The following is a 24,030-nucleotide window of genomic DNA, read 5'->3' as shown; positions in this document are numbered from 1 at the left end:
CCGCAGGGCGCTGACGACCTTCTCGTTGGGTGCGTCCATCTCGAACTCGAACCTCGCTCTTCGGTGCTTTGTGGTCAGGAGTTGTGATCGTCAAGCGCCAGCCGGACCAGTTCGTCCACGTCCATCGCGGCGATGGCATCCGCCTCGGCGGTACGAGACGGCTCCTCGTTCCCGGGTCCGGCCGTCGCGGCCGTTTCGGGGAGCAGCCGCTCACGCAGGTAGCGGGCGAGCTCGGCGGGGGTGGGATAGTCGAACACCAGCGTGGCGGGCAGCCGCTGCCCGGTTGCCCGGGAAAGTCGGTTGCGCAGCTCGACGGTGGTGAGCGAGTCGAATCCGAGGTCGATGAAGCGGTGTTCCGGCCGCACGCCTTCGGGGCTCACGGAACCGAGTACCGCGGCCACCTCGGCCTGTACGAGGCCGCGCAGCATCCGGTCCTGCTCGGTCTCCGTGTCGGCGGCCAGCAGACTCTGGACGAGTCCGGAGGCTGCGGTCTCCGGTCCGCTCGCCGCCGCACGGCGACGCCGGGGCATGCGGACCAGCCCCCGCAGCAGCGGCGTCTCGGTGGCCGCGCCGGACCGCAGTGCGGCGGTGTCAAGACGGGTGGTCACCAGGACGGGTTCCGCGGTGACCGTCCCCCTGGCCGTCGCGGTGTCGAAGAGGGTGAGGCCCTGTTCGGTCTCCAGCGGCAGCACACCGATCCGGCGGAGCCGTGCTACCAGGCTGTTCCGGTCGAGGTGCTGAGTCAACCCGGTGGCCTGGTCCCAGTAACCCCAGGCCAGTGAGGTGGCGGCAAGGCCCTGTGCCCTGCGGTGTGTGGCCAGGCCGTCCAGGAAGGCGTTCGCCGCGGCGTAGTTCGCCTGCCCGGCGGTGCCGAGAATGCCGGCGACGGAGGAGAACAGCGCGAACATGGACAGGTCGTGGCCGCGGGTGAGTTCATGAAGGTTCCAGGCCGCCTGTACCTTCGGGGCCATGACGCGGGCGAGCTGCTCGGTGGTCAGCGAGGGTATGACGCCGTCGTCCAGGATGCCCGCCGCGTGGACCACAGCCGTCAGCGGATGGTCGCCGGGAATGGCGTCCAGGAGTCCGGTCAGTGCCGCTCGGTCGGCGGCGTCGCACGCCGCGATGGTCACCTTGGTGCCCAGCGCCGCCAGCTCCGCTTCCAGTTCCGCCGTACCGGGGGCCTGCCGGCCGCTGCGGCTGGTCAGCACCACGTGCGCGAAGCGGTGCGTACGGACCAGGTGCCGCGCGACCAGGCCGCCCAGGGTGCCGGTGCCGCCGGTCACGAGCAGGGTGCCGGGCCGGTCCGGTACGTCCGGTACGAGCGCGGGCGTGTCCTGGCCGTGGGGCGCCAGCCGGGGCACGAGCGCCCGCCCGCCGCGCAGCGCGATCTGAGACTCTTCAGCCGCGATCGCCGCCGTGAGTGCGGCGGGCAACGCCGCCCAGGACGACGGGTCGTCATCCATGTCCACGAGCAGGAACCGGCCGGGGTTCTCCGTCTCCGCCGAGCGCACCAGCCCCCATACCGGGGCGCAGGCCAGGCCGGTGACATCCGCGCCGGGCTCGGTAGCCACCGCGCTGCTGGTGAGCACAGCCAGCCGAGAGCCGGCCCAGCGGTCGTCGGCGAGCCATTGCTGTACGAGCCCCAGCACGTCCGCCGTGACCGCCTCCGCCGACTGCGGCACGTCCACACCGGCGGCCACGCCCGAATACGGCGCCAGTACCACGCCGGGCGTGCGGTCTCGGAGGGCAGTCAGGTCCGGATAGATCTCGGCTCGCACGGCCGTTCCGGCACGGGCGGCGACGTCCCGCGCGCCCAGGTCCGCACCGGCATCGATGACCGCGTAGGTGTCCGTGGCCGCGACAGCCTTCGCCTCGGGCAGCGGCTGCCAGGCCAGACGGAAGAGCGCCTGCCCTGCGCCGTCACGGGCCTGGCGCAACTGCTCGGCCGAGACCGGCCGGGTCACCAGCTCACGCGCCGACGCCACCGGCCGGCCCGTAAGATCGGCCAGCTCGACGGCCACTGTGCCGGTGCCCCGGGGCAGCAACCGGACCCGCAGCCCATCGGCGCCCGTGGCGTGCAGCCGGACGGCGTTCCAGGAGAACGGGAGCCAAGGCCCCTCGCCGGAGTCGTCGAGACCGCCGTTGAGCAGCATCGGGTGGAGAGCGGTGTCCAGCAGGGCAGGGTGCAGGCCGAATGCACCAGCAGCCGGACCGCCCCCGCGCGGTGCGCCGGTGGAGGTCTGCGGCAGGCGCACCTCGGCGAACAGTTCCTCGCCGCGCCGCCACACCGCGCGCAGTCCCCGGAACACCGGGCCGTAGTCGTAACCGCGCCGCGCCGTCCGTGCGTAGAAGTCCTCGACCGCCACCGGCTGTGCGCCGGCCGGCGGCCACGACGCGTCGGCATCCCGTACATCATCCGAAACCGCATCGCCGGAACCGGGCGTCACGGCCTCGGCGACCAGACCGCCCGCATGCCGGGTCCACGGGTCTCCAGGGCCCGCCGACTCGTCCCGGGAGTACACGGACACCGGCCGGTGACCGGAGTCGTCCGGCTCGCCGACGGTCACCTGCACGCGGATGTTGCCCTGTTCCGGCAGCACGAGCGGAGCCTCCAGCACCAGCTCGGCCAGCTCGTCGCACCCCACCTCCTCACCGGCACGCAGCGCCATCTCCACGAACGCCGTGCCCGGCAGCAGCACCGACCCGGCCACCGCATGATCGGCCAGCCAGGAATGCGACTCCAGGGACAGACGCCCCGTCAGCAGTACCTCGCCGGTCTCCGCCGACTCCACCGCCGCGCCCAGCAGCGGATGACCGGCCGCCGCCAGCCCGAGCCCCGCCACATCACCGGCGGCGGGCGCCACGGATGTGGACCAGAACCGCTCCCGCTGGAACGCGTACGTCGGCAGTGCCACTCCAGCCGGGCCGGTACCCAAAACCGCTTCCCAGTCCAGCCCGACCCCCCGCACATGCGCCTGTCCCAGCGCGGTGACGAACTGCTCCAGCTCCCCCTGGTCCCGTCGCAGCGACTCCAGCGCCGCGCCCTCGTACGGCGACGCCTCCAGCACCTGCTCCACCGCGGCCGTCAGCACCGGATGCGCACTGGCCTCCACAAACACCCGGTGACCGGCCGCCAGCAGCGCCTCCACCGCCCGCTGGAACTCCACCGGCTCCCGCAGATTCCGATACCAGTACCCCGCGTCCAGACCAACGGTGTCGATCACTTCGCCGGTCACCGTGGAGCAGAAAACGGCATCGGATGCCGACCGCGGCTCGATGTCCGCCAGCAGTTCCCTCAGGCGCTCCTCGACCACCTCGACGTGCGCCGAGTGGGACGCGTAGTCGATGGGGACGCGGCGGGCCCAGATGCCCTCGGCTGCCAGGCGCTCCAGCAGCTCGTCGATCGCGTCGGCATCACCCGACACCACCGTGGACGCGGGCGAGTTGGCCACAGCGACCAACAACCTGCCGTCCCAGGCGGCCAGGCGCTCCTCGACCGCGGCCCGGCCCAGCATGACCGAGGCCAGCCCGCCCTTCCCGGCCAGCTCCTTCAGCAACTGGCTGCGCAGTGCCACGATCCGTGCGGCGTCCTCCAACGACAACGCACCTGCCACATAGGCCGCCGCGATCTCACCCTGGGAGTGGCCCACCACCGCCGCCGGCGTCACGCCGTAGTGACGCCACAACTCGGCCAGTCCCGTCATCACGGTGAACAGGGCGGGCTGCACGACCTCGTCGCCCTGATCCAGCGAGGCCGTGCCTTCCTCTCCTCGCAACACCGCGCGCAACGACCAGTCCAGGTACGGGGCGAAGGCCCGCTCGCACCGGTCGACCCACTCCGCGAACACCGAAGAGGCATCCAGGAGCGCCCGGCCCATGCCCACCCACTGCGACCCCTGGCCAGGGAAAACCAGCACCACTCCCTGGCCCGACGGCACCACGCGATCGGTCACCACCCCGGCGGACTCCGTCCCGCCCGCGAGTGCTTCCAAGCCCGCCACGGCCTCGGACCGGTCCCGTGCCACCACCACGCCGCGATACTCGAAGGCCGTACGGTGCCGGGCCAACGCCACCGCGATGCCCGCGTCCGTCACTTCGGGGCCCGCGTCGTCGGATCCCACGCCGCTCGGTCCCGTACGCAGGAAGTCCGCCAGCCGTCCCGCCTGCTCCCGCAGCGCCGCCTCCGACCGGCCGGAAACCGGCCACAACACGCCTCCTGCGGCCAGGCCCGCCTCGCCCGGCGTGACCACTTCCGCCTGCGACTCTTCCTGCTCCTGCGGCGCCTGCTCCAAGATGACGTGGGCGTTGGTCCCGCTGATGCCGAACGAGGAGATCCCGGCCCTGCGAGCCCGACCGGTCTCGGGCCACGGCACCGACTCCGTCGCCAACTCCACCGCGCCCGCCGACCAGTCCACGTGCGGCGAGGGCGCATCCACGTGCAGCGTCGCGGGCACCACACCGTGCTGCAGTGCCAGCACCGACTTGATCACACCCGCAACACCCGCCGCCGCCTGCGTATGGCCGATGTTCGACTTCATCGACCCCAGCAACAGCGGAGCGGCCTTCGGATCGCGCTGACCGTACGTCGCCAGCAACGCCTGCGCCTCGATCGGATCACCCAGCGCCGTCCCCGTGCCGTGCGCCTCCACCACATCCACATCGCCCACCGACAAGTCCGCCGCGGCCAACGCCTGCCGGATCACCCGCTGCTGCGACGGACCATTCGGAGCCGTCAGGCCGTTGCTCGCACCGTCCTGGTTCACCGCACTGCCGCGCACCACCGCCAGCACCCGGTGCCCGTTGCGGCGCGCGTCCGACAGCCGCTCCAGCACCACCATCCCCACACCCTCGGCAGGTCCGAAGCCGTCCGCACTCGCGGCGAAGGAGCGGCAGCGCCCGTCGGGCGACAGCGCGCGCTGCCGGCAGAAGCCCAGGTAGACGCTGGGGCCGGAGAGCACGGTCGCCCCGCCGGCCAGTGCCAGGGAGCACTCGCCCTGGCGCAGCGCCTGCGCCGCCAGGTGGATCGTCACCAGCGACGACGAGCACGCCGTGTCGACGGTCAGCGCGGCACCTTCCAGGCCCAGGGCGTAGGCCACCCGGCCGGAGGCCACGCTGCTGTGGGTGCCGGTCGTGTAGTACATGTCGCTCTCGGGCACGGACTTGGCGATCAGCGGGTAGTCGAAGTTGGCCACACCTGCGTACACCGCGGTCTGTGATCCCCTCAGTGACGCGGGGTCGATGCCGACCTGCTCCAGCGCCTCCCACGACGTCTCCAGCAGCAGCCGCTGCTGCGGATCCATCGCCAGCGCCTCCCGCGGCGAGATACCGAAGAACGCCGCGTCGAACTCCAGGGCATGGTCGAGGAATCCGCCCTCGCGCACGTAACTCGTCCCCTGCCGATCGGGGTCCGGGTCGTACAGCGCCTCAAGATCCCAGCCCCGATCGTCAGGGAACGGGCCGTGTCCCTCCGCGCCGGAGGAGACCAGCTCCCACAGGTCCTCCGGGGACTCCACACCGCCCGGGAAGCGGCAGGCCATCGCGACGATCGCGATCGGCTCATCGCTCACCCTCGTGGCCGTCGGCTCGGGTTCCGCAGACGCCACCGGCTCGGATTCGCCGGCGAGTTGAGTGTCGAGGAACTCGGCCAGCAGCGTCGGCGTCGGGTGGTCGAAGACCATGGTGGACGGCAGGCTCGCGCCACTGAGACCGTCGAGCCGGTCGCGCAGTTCGACCGCGATGAGCGAGTCCACGCCCAGGTCCAGGAACGTCACATCGGCCGCTATGTCCTCCGGGCCGGGGTATCCCAACAACTCGGCCACCTGGCCGCGTACCACCTGGAGCAGGACATGAGTCCGTTCGCCGCCCGAGAGGCCGACGAGTCGCTGGGCGAGCACCGAAGCAGAATTCATGAGATCGCACCTTCAAAATTCGCGCAAGGGAGCGCCCACGCCACTGGGCGGCGGGGAGAACCAACGAATCACAGGGAAATCCGGGCGGAATTTCCGTTGCCAACCAACAATGCTGGCCCGCAGGCCGGGGTTGATACTCGTCGCGCACCGTCCCGGCCACAAGCCTCACACGTTCTCACGAAGCCTGCCGAACCGCCCCTCCGCAGCCGGTACGGCACCGCCGGAACCGCGGTTCCGAGCACATAACCGCAGCTCACAGACGCTTCCCAAAGAGAAGTCCGGCGAAGTCGCCACCCGGACACAAAGCCGCAGCCGACTTTAGAACAGCCTTAGACCCACTTCAGGGATCCCGTCCATTATTGACATCGCGGTCTTTGTGCCTTTTCGTTGAAGGCGCCTCTACCGCTGACAGCGCATGGACAAGATGCTGTATGCGTGTCCTGCGGATGGCATTCCCCCTCAAGCGCTTTCCCTGTCTCCAGAGGTGTCGCCATGAGCGATTTCGGAAGACCACCCGATTCCCCCGATTTCGAGCCGTCCATACCCGCCGATCCGTTCGGCGCGCCAGCCGGGCGGGCCGCGGTGCTGTGCGGTGTCGGTGGCTGGGTCCCGCCGCGGGTCGTCACCAACGAAGAGCTCGCGAGCCGCCTGGACACCACAGACGAGTGGATCACCACCCGGACGGGAATCAAGCGGCGTCATGCCGTCGAGCCCGGGCAGGCCACCTCCGATCTCGCCGTGGAAGCCGGCCGCCGGGCGCTGCGCTCGGCCGGCGGCCCGGCCCCGGACACCGTCCTGCTCGCCACCACGACACCCGACCGCCCGTGCCCGGCCACCGCTCCCCTGATCGCCACCCGGCTCGGGCTGCAGGAGGCCGCCGCCTTCGACGTCTCGGCGGTCTGCACGGGGCTCATCTACGCCTTGGCGACCGCGGCCGGTCTGATCGCCACCGGGGTCTCCCGGCGGGTCCTGGTGATCGGCGCCGATGTGTACTCCTCCATCGTCGACCCGGACGACCGCACCAACGCCATCATCTTCGGCGATGGTGCGGGCGCCGTGGTCCTGCGCGCCGGAAACCCGGACGAACCAGGCGCACTTGACCACTTCGACCTGGGCAGCGACGGCGCGTCGGAAGAGCTGATCATGGTGGCGGCCGGGGGCTCCCGGCAGTGGGCCGAATCCCGCCCACCGACCCGCGGCGAACAGCACTTCGCGATGCGCGGCAAAGAGGTGTACCGGCACGCCGTCACGCGCATAGCGGCCTCGGCCCGGGCCACGCTCGCCGCCGCGGGCTGGAAGCCGGGCGACGTGGACTACTTCGTCCCGCACCAGGCCAATGTGCGCATCCTGCACTCCGTGGCCGACGACCTCGGGATCGAACGGTCCCGCTGCGCCAGCCATCTCGTCGACGTGGGCAACACCGGTGCCGCGTCGATTCCGCTGGCGCTGGCCCACGCCCACACCGAGGGCGCGCTCAAGCCCGGCCATCGGGTAGTGCTCACCGGCTTCGGCGGGGGCCTGACCTGGGGCTCCTGCGTACTGCGATGGCCCGACATCGGCCAAGGAGAGGACCCACGATGAGTAACCCCACGCACGAGCAGTTGTACGACCGACTGGTCGCTGTCCTGCAATATCTGCACGACGCACCAGCCGAGCAGCTGACGCCGGACGCGACGTACGCCGGCCTCGGTGTCGACTCGCTCACGATGGTCGAGATATCGCTTCGGCTGGAACGCGAGTTGGGCGTCGAGGTCACCGACACCGAGCTGTCCCAGGATCTCTCCCTCGCGGAGACCGTGCGGCTGATCGAGTCCAAGCTCTCCGCCGACGGGCCGCTGCACCAGACCACCGCGTAACACCATCAACCGGCAAACCGACCAAAAGATCCGGCCGGTGAATCGTCCGGGACATCCGACCGGGAAAGAGGACTGACACGATGCAGATCACACCGCAGACCGACGGGCACATGGGCGTGGCGGTGGCGGACTTCGACCACACCGCCGCGTCGGACGCGGACATCGAAGCGCTCAAGCAGGCCGTCTACAAGCACAAGATCGCGGTACTGAAGGACCAGGACCTCACGCCGACGGCCTTCCACGACCTCGGGAAGCGGCTGGGACGCCCCGAGGGGTACTACGAGCCGATGTACCGCCACCCGGACCACCCCGAGGTCTTCGTCTCCTCCAACGTCCCGGAGAACGGCAAGCAGATCGGCGTACCGAAGACCGGCAAGTTCTGGCACGCGGACTACCAGTTCATGCCGGACCCGTTCGGGATCACCCTGATCTACCCGCAGGTCATCCCCGAGCGGAATCGCGGGACGTGCTTCATCGACATGGGCGAGGCATACCGCAAGCTGCCCGAGGAGCTGAAGGAGGCGGTGGCGGGGACGTCCTGCCGGCACAGCGTCCGCAAGTACTTCAAGATCCGTCCGCAGGACGTCTACCGGCCGATCTCGGAGATCCTCAAGGAGGTCGAGACGAAGACGCCGCCGGTGGTCCACCCCACGGTCTTCGTCCACCCGATGACCGGCGAGAAGGTGCTGTACATCAGTGAGGGGTTCACCGTCGGCATCGAGGATGCCGACGGCAACGCGCTGGACGAGGAGCTGCTCAAGCGCCTCTTCGAGGCCACCGGCCAGCTCGACGAGGACCAGACCCACGAGAACATCCATCTGCAGGAGTTCGAGAAGGGTGACCTGCTCGTCTGGGACAACCGCAGCCTGATCCACCGGGCCCGGCACACCACCACGCCCGAGCCCACCGTCTCCTACCGGGTCACCGTGCACGACACCCGGAAGCTGTACGAGACCGGGGCGTAGCCGTGACAGGCGCACACGCCACGGGCGCGCACAGCATCCACGAGCACGCCACTGACGAGCAGCTCCTGGCGCGCGTACTCCAGCCGTACAAGGAGCACTGCAAGTATCTGAAGTCGGCACGAGTCACCGCAGAGGGCACCGGAGGCACGGGCGTCACCGCGCACTGCACGTTCGAGATCCCCGAGTCGTGCTACATCGACGACACCGGACATCTCAACGCGGTCGAAATCACCATCTGTTACAACCAGATGATGTACTACACCGTCGCCGCTTCGGTCCAGTGGGGAATCCTGGAAGCGTTTGCAGACTGGACGATGGACGACTTCTGGAAGCGTCAGCTCCCGGACATCCTCATCGCCCGGTTCGACAGCAAGTTCCGGCGGCCTGTCACTCCTCGCTCCTTCTCCGGCGCCATCGAGTTCCGGTCGGTGCAGCACAGATCGCCAGGCGGCGCCGCGCCCCTGCTGATCGCCGACACGGCGTACCGCTATCACGATGCCGAGGGCGGCCGGTGCGACGGTGCGGCGACACTCGCCTTCACCGGCCTGCCAGGATGACCCGGCCGCGTGCGTCGGCTCCGGTTCCGCTTTCGTGCGGAGCCGGAGCCGGCGCATGCGGCGACCGCCCCGCCGACGGCAGGAAGGAACCCAGCATGTGCATCGCCCAGGCATGCGAGAAACCCCGATGACCGCACACCCGAACGCGTCTTCCGATGTGAGCAACCCATGGATCCGGCGGTTCGCGCCGTACGGCGATCCGTCGCCGAGTCGGGCGCGGCTGGTGTGTTTTCCACACGCCGGAGGGGCCGCGAGCTACTACTTCCCGCTGTCCCGGCAGCTCGCGCCCACGGTGGAGACCTGGGCCATCCAGTATCCGGGGCGTCAGGACCGGCGCAAGGAGCCGTTGCTCACCAGCCTTTCCGACATGGCGGACGCCGCCTTCGAGGCGCTGCGGCCCCACATGAGGCCCCCGTACTCCTTCTTCGGGCACAGCATGGGCGCCCTTCTGGCGTTCGAGGTGGCCCACCGGTTCGAACGTCTCGGCCAGGACGGTCCGGTCCAGGTCTTCGTCTCCGGCCGCCGCGCGCCCTCAGCCGGCGGCCGCGAGCGCGTGCCTCCGCGGACCGACGCCGAAGTGCTGGCGAACATCAAGAAGTTGGGCGGCACCGCGCCGAGCGCGCTGGACGACGAGGGGCTGCGCGCCCTGATCCTCCCCGTCATCCGGGCGGACTACCGGGCTGTCGAGACGTACGTGTGCGAGGCGGGGCGAACGCTGCGCTGCCCGCTGACCGTGCTCGTCGGCGACAACGATCCGATGGTGACGGTCGCCGAGGCGGCTCAGTGGCGAGACCACTCGACGGGCGCCTTCGCCCTGTCGGTGTACCCCGGTAGCCACTTCTACCTGGCCGACCAACTCACCGATGTGGCCCGGGGCATCAGCGCCTCTCTCGCCGCCGCGGTCCCTGCGAGGAGTTCGGCACGGGCCGCCGAGGCCGCCCCGCCGCCGGCCGCCTCCTGACGCGCGCGGTGGGTGGCCCGCGATGTTCCGGCCCTCTGTCGGGCGGATGGGGCCTGCGATAGCGTCCGAAACACAGACGGGGCGCCCGTTTGTCTCTGCCGCACGGGGAGGAGCGTCATGGAACGCGGTGCAGATCTGGAGAAGCTCAGGGACCTCTCGAAGGAGTTCCACAAGAAGTCCGCCGAGCTGCACGCGCTCGTGAAGTACCTGGACGCCAGGACCAAGTCCAGCGAGAGCTTCTGGAAGGGCCCGAAAGCCAACCAGTTCCGGCAGGAATGGGACTCGGTCCGGCCCACGTTCGACACGTTCGCCGAGACGCTGGAGAGCGCGAGCAGGTCCGCGCGGACCAACGCGGACAACATCGAACGCGCCACCTGAGCACGGCGCGCACGGCGGCCGGCCCCCTCAGCTCGGCGGGGTGCCGGCCGCCGCCTCGTCCGGGTCCGGTCCGTCCACGACGCACTGGACGGGCCGGAAGGCCCCGCCGGAGACGTACAGCCCGCTGCCGACCGGGCCCGCACCGGCGTTCGCCGGGAGCCGCACATGGAACAGTTCGCCGTCCTGCGCGCTGCGCGGGGCGAGCAGCAGTCCCTGCTGAGCGGAGCGGGCGCTCACCACGAACCCGCGGTACTGCGAGGACAGCCCGTCCGTCGCACCGGCGGCGACGAGCCCGTGCCCGCCGTCCATGCCGCTGCGGACGAGCTGCTCCAACGCCTCGTCCAGCAAGGACTCGTGGAGGAGTTCCGCGTCATCGACCAGGGCGACGTAAGGACGCCCGTCCGCCTTCTCCACCAGCTCCGTCAGCTCATCCTCCGTGGCGTCGGTGCCCCGCAGCAGCCCCAGCACACCCGGCGCGCCCGCCAGCGCGCGCAGCGGTGACCGGCGCGGCGTGACCAGCACGACCGGGGTCTTGGCCCGCAGCAGGGAACGCGCCGCGGTCACCAGCGCGGTGGACCGGCCGGACTTCGGGGGGCCCGCGATGACAAAGCCCGGCCCGTCCGCCTCCAGATCGACACCGACGGGCCGGAGTTCGTCCCCGCCGACGGCCAGCAGGGCCCACAACGGCGACGGCGGGACGAAGCCGGGGACGAGGGCGTCGCACTCCCGCGCCGTGATGCGGCGGGGCAGGGCGTCCACCCGCAGGGGGCGCAGCCGGGCGGGCGGCTGCCGGGGGTGCGCCCGGCGGGCGGCGTCGGCCAGCTCCCGCAGGGCGCGCACCTGGGCCTGGCCGGACGGGTCCGGGGCCAGCAGGGCGAGCTGGGTCTCCTCGGCGCCGCCGTCGGTCAGCCGCAGCGCGCGGCCGTTCGGCATCTCCTTCGGGACGTCCCGCGCACCGAACCCGGCGGTGGCGTAGTCGCCCGGATCCGTCATCCGCAACACCAGGCGCTCCGCGAAGAGGGACGCCACCTGGCCGCTCAGCCCGCTGCGGTCGGCCGTCATGACGACCTTCAGGCCCACCGCCGGGCCCTCGCGGAAGATCCGCTGCGCCGCGTCGACCAACTGCCCGTAGTTGTAGTCCTCGAACGCCTGGGTGAAGCCCTCCCAGCCGTCCAGCAGCAGCACCAGCCACGGCAGCCGCTCCTCCCCCGCCGCCCCGGCGCGCTGCTCGGCCGCGCCCGCGGCGCCCCCGGTGGCCAGGATCTGCTGGCGCCTGGCGATCTCGGCGAGCAGACGGTCGAGCAGCCGCCGCACCCGGTCGGGCTGATCGCGGGTGACCACGGCCCCGGCGTGCGGCAGGGCGGCGAGCGGCGCCAGGACGTTGGAGCCGCAGTCGATGCCGTGGACGTGGACGTCGTACGGGGCCGCCGTGCGGGCCAGGGAGCCCGCGAGGGTCCGCAGGGCGGTGGAGCGGCCGGAGCGGGCGCCCCCGACGATCAGGACGTGCTCGCCCCGCACCAGGTCCAGGACGAACGGCGCGCGGCGCTGCTGGGACGGGAGGTCGGTGACGCCGAACGGGACCGGCGGTACGTCCTCGTCCGCCGCAGCGTCCGGCCGGGGCGCCTCGTCAAGGGTGAGGCGGTCGGGCAGCGGGGGCAGCCAGGGGCTGCGGGGCGGGGGCGCTCCCGTGCGGGCCGCCGCGTCACGGACCGCGTCGACGAGGACGGCCAGGTCGGTGACCATGGTGCCGTCGTCCTCGGCGTCCGCCACGCGGGGCAGGGGGCGGCCGTAGGCGGGGCCGTCGAGCGGGACCAGGCGGGCCCGGGGGCCCGTGGCGCCGGTGCGGGGGCGCCGCCCGCCGATCCGGGCCGACTGCACCGCCACGAGGGACTGGGCGCCGGAGCGCACATAGGCGCGGCCCGGCGTGGAGCGGGCGATGGCACCGGCGTCCGGGGCGTCGAGGACGTCCGCCGACTCCGCGCCGTCGGTGACGCGGAGCGCGATGCGCAGGTTGGTGTTGGCGCGGATGTCGGCGCTGACCACTCCGGCCGGGCGCTGGGTCGCCAGCACCAGATGGACACCGAGGGAACGGCCCCGGCGGGCGATGTCCACCAACCCGTCGATGAAGTCGGGGAGTTCGGCGACGAGCGAGGCGAACTCGTCGATGATCAGCACGAGTCGCGGCAGCGGCGGCAGCTCCGGGCGGAGTGCGCGGGTGTCGACGTAGTCCTCCAGGTCCTTCGCCCCGGCGGCGAGAAGGATCTCCTCCCGGCGTCTGAGTTCGGCGGCGAGCGAGGCCAGGGCGCGTTCGGTGAGGTGCGCGTCGAGGTCGCTGACCATGCCGACGGTGTGCGGCAGCCGCGCGCAGTCCATGAAGGCGCTGCCGCCCTTGTAGTCGATCAGGACGAAGTTCAGGGCGTCCGGCCGGTTGGCGACCGCGAGGGAGGCGATGAGGGTCTGGAGCAGTTCGGACTTGCCGGATCCGGTGGTACCGGCGATCAGGGCGTGGGGGCCGTCCCGGCGGATGTCGAGGAGGAACGGGCCGTCCGCCGCGACGCCCACGGCGGCCTCGGTGGTGGCACCGCCGGACCGCCACCGGTGGGCGATGTCCACCCCCGTGGGGTCCGGCAGCTCCAGCAGGGACAGCAGCCGCGCCTCCCCGGGCAGGGCGCCGTCGGCGTCGTCGCGGCTGACGTCCCGTACGGGCGCGAGCGAGCGGGCGATCAGCTCGCACCACTCCGCGCCGACCTGGTCGGCCACCACCTCGCCGACGCGCTCCAGGCCCGCGCCGCGGACCACCAGGCGCGTCGCGGCGCCGAGCGGCCAGCGGACCGCGGCCCGGCACTCCTCCGGCAGCAGCCGCTCGTCCTCGTCGAGGCAGAGGGCGAAGATCCCGTGCTCGGGGCCGTCCTGGAGCAGCTCGGGCATCCCCGCCACGCGGCGCAGCAGCCGGGCGCCGTCCAGGACGAGGAGGACATGCGGGTCGGGGCGGAGCGTGCCCGACGCCCGGTGGCTCTCGCGGGCGGCCTTCCGCCGGTGCAGTTCGGTGAGGAGTTCATGGACGCGCCGCCCGACGGCCTCGGCGTCCGAGCCGACCAGCGCCGCACAGTCCTGCCCCCGCTGCGGCCGGGTGTGCGGCAACCAGTGCGCCCAGCCCCAGTCGTCGCCCGCCCGCCGGGTGGCGGCAAGCACGACGACGGAGAGGTCACGCGGGCTGTGCAGCACGGCGGACTGCACGGCCAGCCAACGGGCGGTGGCCAGCGCCCGGTGCCGGTCACCGGCGACCCCGACGACGCCGAGGCGCGGGAAGGACACGGTGGCGGGGACGTCGGGCAGCGAGGGCGGGTGCGGCGCCTGGTCGTCGTGCGGGGCGCCGCGGTCGGCGACGAGTTCGATGTCGGCGGGCAGCGCGGCGACCCCGAGGCGCAGGCGCAGGGTGTCGGGGTCGGTGAGGCGGCGCTCCCACAGCCGCCGCCGGGGGCCGGTGGCGAACAGCAGCACCTCGGCGGGGTCGGGGTGATCCCGCCGCCGCAGCCGCTGCTCCTCCTTGCCGAGCCTGGCCACCTCGGCCTCGTGTGCGGCGAGTTCCTTCTTGTACCGGCGCAGCGAGGTCTTGTTCCGCTTCTTGCCCTCACGGTGGTCGCTGAGCCACTGGCCGACCATCATCACCGGGCTCATCAGGCAGAACAGCAGCATGTACGCCTGGCCGGTGACGCCGTACATGACCAGGCCGAAGAGCACCGGCAGGAAGGCCGCGATCAACTGGAAGCGCGCCCGGTCGGCCCGCCCGGGCGGGGCCGGGACGACGAGCCGGGGGCGGGGCCGTACGGGGGTCAGGCGCGGCGGCCGGTGGTAGGCGAGCCCGCCCTCGTGCATCGGGGTGAGGTGGGCGTCGGCGTCGGCGGGCACGTCCAGTACGAAGAGGGAGTCGCCCGCGCGCAGGACCGCGCCGGGCGGCCAGTCGCGGTCCGCGTCCACGGGTGCGTCGCCGAGGGAGCAGTCGGCGCCCGGGGCCGCGGCGAGGGTGAGGCCGCCGTGGATGTCCACCGTTACGCGGGCCGCCAGCGGCGGCAGTTCGGGGTCGGCGACGCGCAGGGTGCAGGCGGGCCCGGAGCCGAGGGTGGTGACGCCCGCGCCCAGCCGGAGGACGCGGCCGGAGCCCGGCCCTCCGGCCACCCGTAACTCGAAGCGGCCGGTGGGTTCGCCCTCGCGGAGGAAGGGCCCGATGGTGTCGTCGAGGGTGAGGCGCGCGCCGTCGGTGAGGACCGCGGCGGCCGGGGCCCGGGGGTCGCACCGACGGCCGTCGACCCAGAGATGGCCGTCGGACGGGCCGGGGCCGGAGGGATCAGGGCGGGACGGGCCGGGGCCGGATGCGCCGGGGCGGGACGAGCCGGGTGGGCCGGTGCGGGAAGAGTGGGGGCCGGACGGGCCGGGGCGGGGGCCCGTCAGTGGTACGACCACGGAGCGCGGGGCTCCGGGCTCCGCGGGCCGCCGCGACGGGACGGCGGAGGCCAGCGCCCCTGCCACGTCGGCGACTTCGGCGCCCTCCTCCGCCAGCACCAGGACGTCCTGCGGTGCGCTGCCTTCCCGTACGACGGTCACCAGGACCCGCATCGTGTGCCCCTCCCCCTGCGCCATGACGGGCGGCGCCGCTCCGGCACGGCGCCGCCCCGGCGGACCGGCACGTACGGTGTGTTCCCCTCGACGACGGCCCAACTCACCGTGTTGATGTATCAGTTCGCTCAAACGGCGGGGTGGGCCGGTCGCCGCGATTCTGCCCTCGAACCGGAATTCCGTGAAAGGTGACCGCGGGCGCCTCGACCCCGAACACGCCGCCGCCCACGTCCCGTCGCGCCGCGTACAGTCCGGTGTTCCGCGCATCGGCGGAACCGTCGGCCACGGCCCAGCCACATCCCCGCAGCTGACGCGCGAGGTCACCGATAATCTCTACGGTCGTCCTGCCCTCCGCCTCGTCGTACGCCGTGAGGGCGACGGATTCGCGGGATATGCCGGAGGGTACGTCCAGCACAGTGCCACCGGGAAAGAGAGAGCGGAGGACCGCCCGCACTTCCCCGGACAGTTCATGCGAGGGCTCCCCTTCCACCGGTTTTCCGTCTGTCGCTGCTCCTGCCATCTTCCGCTCCTTCCGTAAGGAACCGACCATCCCGGCTAATTGAGGAGGTCGAAGGCGGCACCGACCGTCCGGACGCCGTCTGCCAGCAGCGAATCTCCGGAGAAAAGGTCACCGACGTCGTTCATCAAACGCTCCAGCTCCATTCCCTTGGCCACCAGATGGGACGCCGGATCGAGAAGCTTCGTGGCGGCCAGCATCGCGCTGCCACCCGCCGCTCTGGCAACCCACGCGGGCGCCCCTTTTCCCTCAACCGCCTTGCAGGTCTGCTTGTACGTGAGGGAACCCGACAGGGCGACCAGCTCCTTCTGCAGCTCCTGCGGCGTCACCCGATCCAACATGTGATATTTGTCCAGCACGCCCTGGATCGGGCCGATGAGGTCCGTCATTCCGGCCCGTCCGCTGATTTTGTTCTGCAGAATGGGATCAAGGTCGCGCCCCATCTTGTTGGCAACATCCGGCGGCACCTTGGCGCGGAGAAAAGCAACGAGCATCCGCAGCTCCTGTGCACCCATCATCTCCTCATCGAGCGTGGCGTGCTCGAAGGTGAGCGCCTCCGTATCTCCGAAGAGAATGCGCTGGAGGTTGTTCATGGACTCACTGTCTTCCTTGTAGTACTCGGAGTGGCGGTGAGAGCGATCGGTGGCCAGCCTGGTGATCCCCTTGAAGTCTGCGGGATCTTTTCCGTGCCCCTCGGTGTAGGAGACGAAGTCCTCCGGCGCCCGCATGGCGTAGAACTTCGTCCCAGGCATATGGAGATCGGCGACGGAGTTGATGCCGGGACCGAGCCCAGGACTCCCCATGAAGACAATGTTGTCGACGTTCTTCAACCCACTCTGTATCGCCTTGGCGGTCACCAACGTGCCATAGCTGTGGGCAAAGATGTCGACCCGGGCATCTTTGCGCAGATTCACGGAGATGCCGCTGCGGAATTCCGCCAGATCCTTCCCTCCGGCAACGGCCTTCTCCGGGTCGAGCGAGTCACCGTACTCAGGGGCGTCATAACCCTGCCAGCTGATGACCGCCGTATCAGGGTCCTCGACCTTTCCGTATCCCGCCCGCACAAGGTCGTAGCCACCCTGGGCGAACTCGTCGAAACCATCCAGCCGGCTGGTGACCCCGGGGACACGGAGCAGCACCTTCTTGGCGTTCTCCAGGTCACCTACGACTTCCGCCACCCGGCCATCCGCGAAGGAAGCGGACTTGGGATCGCCCACCGTGCCGTAGTGCGCATCGAAAACGAGGAACTGACGCGGGACCTCCACCGTGACCCTCCTGCCACCGGGGTCCTTTTTCTCCATCACGCGGGGGCTCATGAACCTCCGGAGCGTATCCACGCGCTTCTTTGTGCGCAGATACCTGGGGTCGTCCTTCGCGAGATCCTTCAGATACGCAGACTCCTCGTTGAACGCCTCTTGGATCTCCATACGGTTCGCCGCGAACCGGATCTCGGACGGGACACCGTCGAGGTTCCCCACGAGCTCGGGATCGGCTGCCGCGAGCGCCGCCTGCTCCGCCCGGGAGAGGCCGGAGAAGTACTTCTTGACCGCCTGCGCGCGACGCTCCGCAACATCAACACCGCGGTGCGCGCCGGGGCCGTCCTTGTGTGCGTCGAGGATCTTCTTCAGCTCTGCCGCCGGCCCGCGTCCCTTTCCCTGCCGCGCCAGGGTGTCGGGGAGATCGAAAGCACCCAGGGAATCAAAGCGGGACTCGGAAGGGGAACGGAGCGTTCTCGCCCGGGAGCGCAGCTCCCGGGCCGTGACACCGAGCCAGGCCGCCAGCGCCGTGAGACCGGAAACCTCCCCGCCGGCCTGCAAGGTGTTTGCGCGGGCCTTCAGGCGGGGTATCTCCCCGGCCTTCCTGTCCATCGACTTCGCCAGCCGGTCGAGCATTTCCGGATCCGCCAGAACCATCACCATGGCCAAGTACCGTAGCGGTCCTGGACGGCCCGGGGCAGACGACCTCAACTACATTGACGAAATAGGTGGTTCGCCATGACGAGCGAGGCTGAAAGTCTGCGCGCGCTCGCGACGGATGTCCGGCACCTGCTTGACGAAACGATCAAGATCGCCACCCGCACCAGGTCGGAATCATCCTCCCGGTGGCGAGGGCCTTATGCGGAGGAGGTACGCGGAGAACTCTCCGTACACACAAGGAAGTTGTCCGTCATGGCCGACGGGCTGAACGCAGAAGCCGGAAGGCGTAAAAAGGACGACGCGTAAGAGCCGTACAGTGGCCCGCCCCGGGCCACCGGAGCCGGTTTGCGGAACTCAGCCCTCCCAATGTGGATTGTGCAGACACTCCGTCATCACAAGAACGTTGAGAATGGGAACGTCCTTGCCCGACTTGAGCGTGAAACGCGTTGCGCCGACATTGGCCTTCCCCTCCGTGCCCCGCCTGGAGAGCGTCTTGCCCACGTCGTCCGCACCCCGTTTGCTGGGCTCAACCTTCCAGCCCTTGCGCTCAAGGCGCCTGACGGTCTCGCCGACCAGGTCACCGGGAGAGCGCCGGTCGGAGGCATCGCCGACGACTTCGTAGGTGATGCGGGAGCGCACCCTGCTGGCGTCCCGACTGTCCACTAGGTCCGACCCACCACAATTGATGTCGGAATCCCCTAATTCATCGACCTCCACCCCCGGCATCACCGCCTTCAGCGCACCGACGGTGTCAGGGCGCGCCGCAGCGAGCGCCTGCTCGGGAGTGGCGCCACCTCCCTCCTTCGCACCGCGCGCAGTCGAGCAGCCGCCCAGCACGGCGATGACGGCCAGCGTCATGACCAGCCGGCGCCTCCCCCGCGGGACGTCCCGGCGCAGGTGTGCAGCGACTACGCACCGCATGATGCGGTTCGGCGCCGAGTGGGTGTCACATCCGAGCCCTTCACGCAACGTGATCACAGAGTCCGACTCCCGACAGATTCCGACCCCCGGTCATGGGTAGCACCCCACCGGCAACGGTAGGAGATCTACCCGCGTACGCGGCGGTAACACGCGCGACAATCCGGGGTGTTGGAGGTCCCTTCTGCAAAGTCGGCGCGGCCTTCCTGTCATGCGCCACCCTCCCCGCCAGTGACGGACGGTAGTTATTCTGGGCAGAGGGGAGATGCGTCCCACCCGGAAAGCCGGCGCGGCGCAGGTCACCCTCCCTGTTCCGCGTCCACGGCAGCAGCCCCTCCGTTACGGTGCCGACGTGGAGCTGACGCTGACTCTTCTCGGGGCCGTCTTCGGCGGCGCGGCCGGAGCGCTCGTGCCGCGTGCCGCCTACCGGTTCGCGGTCGACGCGGCGGAGCCCTGGCGTGCGCGGTGTCCTCGGGGGCATGCGATCGCGGGGCCGTGGGGCGGCTGGGTCGGGTTCGCCCGGTGCCCTTCGGACGCGCGCCCGGAGGGCGGGGGCGCGTGCCGGTACGGGCCGGGGAGGGGCGTGGCCCCGGCCGTCTCGGCGCTGGTGTGCGGGCTGTTGGCCGCCGTGGTGGGCGCCCGTCCGGAGCTGGCGGTGCTGCTGGTCGTCACGCCGTTCGCAGTGCTGCTGTCGGCGGTGGACGGGGCCGTGCACCGGCTGCCGGACGTGGTGACGCTACCGCTGGCCGCCGCGACCGTCGCGCTCCTGGGGGCGGCCGCACTGCTGCCCGGACACGGCGGGAGCTGGGTGACGGCGGTGGCGGGAAGTCTGGCGCTCGCCGCGCTCTACGGCACGCTCTTCCTCGTCAATCCGGCGGGCATGGGGCTCGGTGACGTGAAGCTGGCGCTCTCCGTGGGCGCGCTCCTGGGATGGTACGGCTGGCCCACCCTCTTCCTGGGGACCTTCGCCGCCTTCGGGGCGGGCGCGCTGTTCGGGGTGGCGCTGATGGTGCTACGGCGCGCGCACCGGCGGACGGCGATGGCGTTCGGCCCGTTCATGCTGGCGGGTGCACTGGTCGGGGTGGTCGGGGCGGGTTAGGTCCGGTCGCTGAACTCCCGCCTTCCACAGGTCAGTTCGCGGTCCGCGCGTGCCACGTCGGGGCGAGTTCGTCGAGGAGGGCCCGGGTCTGGGGCGGCAGGCCGCGGGGCGGGGCGTGGTGGTCGAGCAGGCGCCGGACCACGGCTTCGAGGCGTTCGGTGTCACCCGTGGCGTGTGCGGTGCGGAGGAGTTCGTGCCAGAGGCGTTCGTCGCCGGGCGCGGCGGCGAGGGCCGCTTCGAGGGCCGTGGCGGCGGACTGCGGACGGTCGTGCGCGCGGTGGTGGGCGGCGAGGTCGAGGGCGGACTCGATGAGCAGGAAGCGCAGTTGGGCCTCGGCGATCTCGTGGGCAAGCCAGGCGTAGCGGCCCTCGGGGCGGTCGACCAGCAGCGGACCGCGGGCGAGGGCCAGCGCGTCGGTGAGGAAGCGCTCCCGTACCGCGGGGTCGTGGGCGCCGCGCCCCGTGGTGGCCTGGTGGTGCAGGTTCTGCAGGACGTCCCAGTCGGAGACGACGGAGGGCGCCAGGACGAGCCGCCCCGTGGCATCGGTGGTGAGGCGCGGGCCGCCGTCGGGGTCGCTGCCGAGCCAGGCCCGCAGGCGCGTGACCAGGGCATCGTGGACGTCGGGGGTCACGCCCCGGGGCCACAGGGCCGCGGCCAGGACACGGGGATGGACGCCCTCGCGGTGCAGCAGGAGCAGGGCCAGCGCCTCGCGCAGCAGGGCGCCACGTTCGGCTACCGGGGCGCCGAGGCCGGTGATCTTGTACGGGCCGATGATGCGGGCGTAGACGGCGGGCGGGGTGGGGCCGGTGAGGTCGACGGCGAGGGCCGGTGCCGTGGGGCCGGGGCCGTCGTCGGTGGGGGCGGCGGAGGCGAAGAGCGCGACGACGGCGGCGTGTTGCGCGTCGGGAAGCTGTTGCGCGGCCAGGTCCAGGCCGAGGAGCGGGGCGATCAGCCGGCCCTCGGGGGTGATCTCCAGCTGCCAGGTGGCGCCGGGCACGTCCGCCGTGGCGGTGGCCAGGAGGTAGCCGATGCCCAGGCGGCCGGAGTCGGCGGCGAGCGCGGCCAGGCGCCGGGCCTCGTCGGGCGAGGGCTCGGCGGCGAGGAGCACGAGGTGCGGCGCCGACTGGGCGTGCCGGGCCCGGCCGGTGCGTCCCGTGAGGACCGAGTCGTGTCCGGCGGCCGCGAGGGCGCGGCGGCGGTGCCCGGTCTCCGCCTCCAGCGATTCCAGCAGCGCGGCCGTGTCGGGCAGGTGCCGCAGCCGGGTGGGGGCGAGCGCCGGGAGACCGGCGCCGAAGCCGACGAGGGTGACGGTCATACGGTCGGACCAGCCGTTGGTCGCGAGTTCGGCGGCGAGGGAGGAGAGGACGGCGATCCGCGCCGCGGGGGCGCCCGTCAGCGTGACGAGACCGGGCACGGCTTCGAGGTTGAGCAGCAGGCGGGCGCCGTCCAGGGTGCCGAGGCTCACCAGGCCGGGGTAGGGCGCCGCGGTCTCCTCGTCCTGGCGCAGCCGGGGTACGGCGGCGCGTTCCAGGCGCCAGAACATCTGGTCCTGGCCCGGCTCCCAGGGCTCCGGCGGCGGTCCGGCTTCGTCGGCCAGCTGGAGATGGAGTGCGTCCGGGGTGAGCCAGGCGGCGTAGACGGCGGGCAGGGTGCGGCCGGCCACGGTCAGCGTGCGGGTCAGGCCGCGCAGGGCCCGGTCGAGGTCGCGTACGGCCTCGGGGTCGGCGCCCGCCAGAAGGGCGTCGTGGGCGTCGGTGGCGGGCCCTTCGGGGACGGGCATCCGGTGGCGGACCGGGCGTACGGCGCGGGCCGCCGCGTCCCACAGCGCGGCGCGGCGACGGCGGCCCAGCGCGGCGAGGAGACCGGCGGCGAGCAGCGGGGCGGCGAGCAGGGCCTCGGGCAGACCGGCGGCCGGGGCGCCGTGGACCTCGACGGCGTGCTCACCGATGGGCGGGGACGGTGACGCGGGCGAGGCGGCGTGGTCCGCGGGCGGCCGGGGCGCCTCGCGCCGGGCACCGGGGCCGTCATCCGCGGTGGGGTGTACGGCACCCGTCTCCGCGTACGCGGCGATCTGCTTCCGGACGCCGGGGGCGGTGCCCGGTGCCTCGCCGGGCATCTCCACAACGTCGCCGCCGTGCGCGTCGGCGGGCATCTCCACGATCCAGCCGGGCCGGATCAGACTGGCGAGGGAGAGACGGGAGCCGTCCGGCTGGGGACGGTCCTTGTTCAGCTCGTAGATCTCCTGGTACCGCCGCCCGTCGCCGAGATGGCGCCGGGCGATCTCCCAGAGGGAGTCGTGATGGCGACCCTCGGGGGGCTGGACGCGGTAGAACTTCGTCGCCCGGACGCCCGGACGCGGCGCCGCGGCGGCCGCGCCCCGCGGGTCCCCGGGCCGGGACTCCGTACCGCGCTGCCGGTCCGCCTCGGGGGACGGGCCGGGCTGCTTCCGTTGGGCGGCCGGGTCCTGCGGTGCGGTCGCCGTCAGCGGGGCGCGCCGCGGTGCGGCGTCGCCGGGGGCGAGGGAGGACAGGCTCGGTGCCAGGCTCGCGGCGGACGCGCCGAGCAGCAGGACGGCGGCGATGAGCTGACGGGCCATGAGCTGGCTGGGCCCGGCCCCGGGCACCCGGGCGGGCAGCCCGACGCCGGACACCGCCGCCTTGACCTCCACCAGGACGCAGGCGGTGAACTGCGCCCAGGCGAGCCAGACGACGACGGCGAGGACATCGACGAAGGTCGCCGGGGTGATCGGCTGCCGGAGGGTGGACAGGGACGGCAGGGAGTCGGGCAGCGGCCAGCCGACGAAGTGGACGAGGGCGACGGGCAGCGCGATCAGCAACGCCGCCAGGGCGAGGGCCGCGAGCAGGGCCCGCAGGACGTCGCCCGCACCACGGGGCCCGCGAGGCGGCGGCGTGGGCGGAGGCGCGGTGTACGGGATCTGTCGGGCCATGGCGCTCGCTCCCGGATCGTGGATCGGTGTGGACGGCGGGTGACTCAACCCGTGCGGGATTCGGCCGTGGAGGTTCCGCGCACGGTGATCGCTCCGTCGTAGAAGAGCCCGGTCAGCACGGGCCGGTAGGTGAGCTGGACCTCCACCTCGACCCGTTCGGTGTCGGCACTGCGGCAGTGGGAGGCGGCGGCATCCGGCCCGGAGAGACCGGCCTCGCGGACGTACGCGGCCACCCGCCTGCCGCAGTTGCGGTAGTTGAGGGGGGCGTCGTCGCGGCCCTCGCGGATGGCCTCCACGTCGAGGTCCTGCGCGGCGTAGCGGGCGGCCTGTTCGGCGATGTCGGCGGCGCGTTCGCGCTGGGCGAGGGAGAGCCCGCCGTCGATGACGAAGGCGGCCAGGGCCAGGAACAGCACCGCGAAGAGGAGCACGGCGGCGCTGCCGGACCCGCGGTCGCCCCGGGCCCGCCGTCCGACCCGGCGGCCGGGGCGCGCGCTCACCGGGCCCGCCGGAACGGGTCGAGGGGCGAGGTGGCGCGGCCGGTGAGGCGGGTGGGGATGTCGAGGCCCAGCACGGCCAGCCCCCGGATCTCGCAGCCGACCTCCACGGTGAAGAGCCCGCCGGGCGTGAAGCCGACGGTGGTCCGGCGCACCGTGACCGGCCCGGCGCAGATGTCCGCGAGGTCGGCCTCGGCGGCCTTGTGCGCCTCGCTCATGGCGACGGGGGCGTCCCGCTGGATCGAGCCCGCGCGGGCGGCGTCGCGGGCCGCGCCGTCGAGAGCCCCGCGCCCGTCGACGAGCTGCCCGAAGGCCACCATGACCAGGACGAACAGGATGAGGACCGGTGCCAGGACCACCACCTCGACGGAGGACATCCCCCGGTCCGCACCGGACACGTCCGGCCGGTCGCCGGCCCCCGGGGTCGTGTGCACGTCCGTCACCTCCCTTCCGGTACGAAGCGTTCGACGGGCCCCTGCGACCGGGCGTGGACGGTGAAGTGGAGGCCGGGGAAGACGTTCGGTACCCGGGCCGTGATCTCCACGCCGACCGTGTCCGGCTCCGGCCGGACGGCGCGGACCCGGGGCGCGACGAGCAGCCGCGGCCCCAGCTGCTCGATGTAGCTGTCCGCCTTGGAGGTGGCCCGGCCCCGCCAGCCACCGGGGTTGTCGTCCGCCTGAGCACGGGCGTCGCGCGCACCGGCACGGGCCGCCGCCTGCGCCACGTGGTCGGCGAAGAAGTACAGGGCGAACTGCACCGTCGCGAAGATCATGAAGAACAGGACCGGGGTCAGCACCACGAACTCGATCGCGGACATGCCCGCGTCGCGCCGCGCGGCGCCCGCCCGCCCGCTGCGGCGTACGTCCCCTCGCCCGCCCTGCCGGACCCGGCTCATCGCG

At 72.1% G+C, this 24,030-nt stretch carries 15 protein-coding genes and 1 pseudogene; 7 read left to right on the top strand and 9 right to left on the bottom strand.

Features of this window, described 5'->3' with window-relative positions:
* Positions 1 to 74: 74 nt before the first annotated feature.
* Positions 75 to 5,900: pseudogene (locus OG422_RS18800) on the bottom strand (type I polyketide synthase); the annotation flags it as partial.
* Between the two features lie 501 nt (positions 5,901 to 6,401).
* On the opposite strand from OG422_RS18800, the gene OG422_RS18795 reads away from it, so the two are divergent.
* The 6 genes from OG422_RS18795 to OG422_RS18770 all read left to right on the top strand — a co-directional run bounded on the left by OG422_RS18795 (position 6,402) and on the right by OG422_RS18770 (position 10,626).
* Positions 6,402 to 7,490 (top strand): beta-ketoacyl-ACP synthase III, encoded by a 1,089-nt coding sequence (locus OG422_RS18795; protein ID WP_405743799.1) that lies wholly within the window; start codon positions 6,402 to 6,404, stop codon positions 7,488 to 7,490.
* On the top strand, positions 7,487 to 7,765 hold the full coding sequence (locus tag OG422_RS18790; RefSeq protein WP_143941168.1) for an acyl carrier protein: 279 nt from the start codon (positions 7,487 to 7,489) through the stop codon (positions 7,763 to 7,765). Before OG422_RS18795 ends, OG422_RS18790 begins: the two co-directional genes overlap by 4 nt.
* 80 nt (positions 7,766 to 7,845) lie before the next feature.
* Positions 7,846 to 8,730, top strand: a complete 885-nt coding sequence (locus OG422_RS18785) for a TauD/TfdA family dioxygenase (protein ID WP_185994030.1) — start codon at positions 7,846 to 7,848, stop codon at positions 8,728 to 8,730.
* A 2-nt stretch (positions 8,731 to 8,732) separates the two neighbouring features.
* Positions 8,733 to 9,287: an FcoT family thioesterase gene (locus tag OG422_RS18780; RefSeq protein WP_251076547.1), complete on the top strand. Its 555-nt coding sequence runs from the start codon at positions 8,733 to 8,735 to the stop codon at positions 9,285 to 9,287.
* Between the two features lie 127 nt (positions 9,288 to 9,414).
* Positions 9,415 to 10,248: a thioesterase II family protein gene (locus tag OG422_RS18775; protein ID WP_405743798.1), complete on the top strand. Its 834-nt coding sequence runs from the start codon at positions 9,415 to 9,417 to the stop codon at positions 10,246 to 10,248.
* Positions 10,249 to 10,365: 117 nt separating this feature from the next.
* A complete protein-coding gene (locus OG422_RS18770; RefSeq protein WP_143941170.1) occupies positions 10,366 to 10,626 on the top strand; it encodes a WXG100 family type VII secretion target in 261 nt (86 codons plus the stop codon).
* 27 nt (positions 10,627 to 10,653) lie between these two features.
* Here the strand turns inward: OG422_RS18770 and OG422_RS18765 are convergent, their stop codons facing one another.
* The 4 genes from OG422_RS18765 to OG422_RS18750 form a co-directional block, all read right to left on the bottom strand.
* Positions 10,654 to 15,240: an FtsK/SpoIIIE domain-containing protein gene (locus tag OG422_RS18765; protein ID WP_405747882.1), complete on the bottom strand. Its 4,587-nt coding sequence runs from the start codon at positions 15,238 to 15,240 to the stop codon at positions 10,654 to 10,656.
* Positions 15,241 to 15,343: 103 nt separating this feature from the next.
* Positions 15,344 to 15,760 (bottom strand): hypothetical protein, encoded by a 417-nt coding sequence (locus OG422_RS18760; protein ID WP_405743797.1) that lies wholly within the window; start codon positions 15,758 to 15,760, stop codon positions 15,344 to 15,346.
* A 35-nt stretch (positions 15,761 to 15,795) separates the two neighbouring features.
* The gene (locus tag OG422_RS18755; RefSeq protein ID WP_405743796.1) at positions 15,796 to 17,676 is read right to left on the bottom strand and encodes an alpha/beta hydrolase; all 1,881 of its coding nucleotides are present in this window, start codon (positions 17,674 to 17,676) and stop codon (positions 15,796 to 15,798) included.
* 351 nt (positions 17,677 to 18,027) lie between these two features.
* Positions 18,028 to 18,531: a hypothetical protein gene (locus tag OG422_RS18750; RefSeq protein ID WP_405743795.1), complete on the bottom strand. Its 504-nt coding sequence runs from the start codon at positions 18,529 to 18,531 to the stop codon at positions 18,028 to 18,030.
* Positions 18,532 to 18,943: 412 nt separating this feature from the next.
* Between OG422_RS18750 and OG422_RS18745 the strand changes: the two genes are divergently transcribed.
* Entirely contained in the window at positions 18,944 to 19,690 is a 747-nt protein-coding gene (locus tag OG422_RS18745; protein ID WP_405743794.1) for a prepilin peptidase, read from the top strand.
* 31 nt (positions 19,691 to 19,721) lie between these two features.
* On the opposite strand, the gene OG422_RS18740 is transcribed toward OG422_RS18745, so the two are convergent.
* The 4 genes from OG422_RS18740 to OG422_RS18725 form a co-directional block, all read right to left on the bottom strand.
* Positions 19,722 to 22,637: a BTAD domain-containing putative transcriptional regulator gene (locus OG422_RS18740; protein ID WP_405743793.1), complete on the bottom strand. Its 2,916-nt coding sequence runs from the start codon at positions 22,635 to 22,637 to the stop codon at positions 19,722 to 19,724.
* 44 nt (positions 22,638 to 22,681) lie between these two features.
* Positions 22,682 to 23,134 carry a pilus assembly protein TadG-related protein gene (locus tag OG422_RS18735; protein WP_405743792.1) on the bottom strand — a complete coding sequence of 151 codons (453 nt, stop codon included), beginning with the start codon at positions 23,132 to 23,134 and terminating at the stop codon, positions 22,682 to 22,684.
* Positions 23,131 to 23,508: a TadE/TadG family type IV pilus assembly protein gene (locus OG422_RS18730; RefSeq protein ID WP_405747880.1), complete on the bottom strand. Its 378-nt coding sequence runs from the start codon at positions 23,506 to 23,508 to the stop codon at positions 23,131 to 23,133. The genes OG422_RS18735 and OG422_RS18730 overlap by 4 nt, the downstream gene beginning before the upstream one ends.
* Positions 23,509 to 23,570: 62 nt before the next feature.
* Positions 23,571 to 24,026 (bottom strand): TadE family protein, encoded by a 456-nt coding sequence (locus OG422_RS18725; protein WP_143941190.1) that lies wholly within the window; start codon positions 24,024 to 24,026, stop codon positions 23,571 to 23,573.
* Positions 24,027 to 24,030 lie beyond the last annotated feature (4 nt).

The sequence above is a fragment of the Streptomyces sp. NBC_01525 genome, from assembly GCF_045040405.1.
Lineage (GTDB): Bacteria > Actinomycetota > Actinomycetes > Streptomycetales > Streptomycetaceae > Streptomyces > Streptomyces benahoarensis.
This window is presented reverse-complemented; position numbering and strand designations above follow the sequence as displayed.

Coding starts and splice junctions, on each gene's coding strand:
- OG422_RS18795 (WP_405743799.1), top strand. CDS start 6,402: ATGAGCGATTTCGGAAGACCACCCGATTCCCCCGATTTCGAGCCGTCC.
- OG422_RS18790 (WP_143941168.1), top strand. CDS start 7,487: ATGAGTAACCCCACGCACGAGCAGTTGTACGACCGACTGGTCGCTGTC.
- OG422_RS18785 (WP_185994030.1), top strand. CDS start 7,846: ATGCAGATCACACCGCAGACCGACGGGCACATGGGCGTGGCGGTGGCG.
- OG422_RS18775 (WP_405743798.1), top strand. CDS start 9,415: ATGACCGCACACCCGAACGCGTCTTCCGATGTGAGCAACCCATGGATC.
- OG422_RS18770 (WP_143941170.1), top strand. CDS start 10,366: ATGGAACGCGGTGCAGATCTGGAGAAGCTCAGGGACCTCTCGAAGGAG.
- OG422_RS18765 (WP_405747882.1), bottom strand. CDS start 15,240: ATGCGGGTCCTGGTGACCGTCGTACGGGAAGGCAGCGCACCGCAGGAC.
- OG422_RS18760 (WP_405743797.1), bottom strand. CDS start 15,760: ATGGCAGGAGCAGCGACAGACGGAAAACCGGTGGAAGGGGAGCCCTCG.
- OG422_RS18755 (WP_405743796.1), bottom strand. CDS start 17,676: ATGGTGATGGTTCTGGCGGATCCGGAAATGCTCGACCGGCTGGCGAAG.
- OG422_RS18750 (WP_405743795.1), bottom strand. CDS start 18,531: ATGACGCTGGCCGTCATCGCCGTGCTGGGCGGCTGCTCGACTGCGCGC.
- OG422_RS18740 (WP_405743793.1), bottom strand. CDS start 22,637: ATGGCCCGACAGATCCCGTACACCGCGCCTCCGCCCACGCCGCCGCCT.
- OG422_RS18730 (WP_405747880.1), bottom strand. CDS start 23,508: ATGTCCTCCGTCGAGGTGGTGGTCCTGGCACCGGTCCTCATCCTGTTC.
- OG422_RS18725 (WP_143941190.1), bottom strand. CDS start 24,026: ATGAGCCGGGTCCGGCAGGGCGGGCGAGGGGACGTACGCCGCAGCGGG.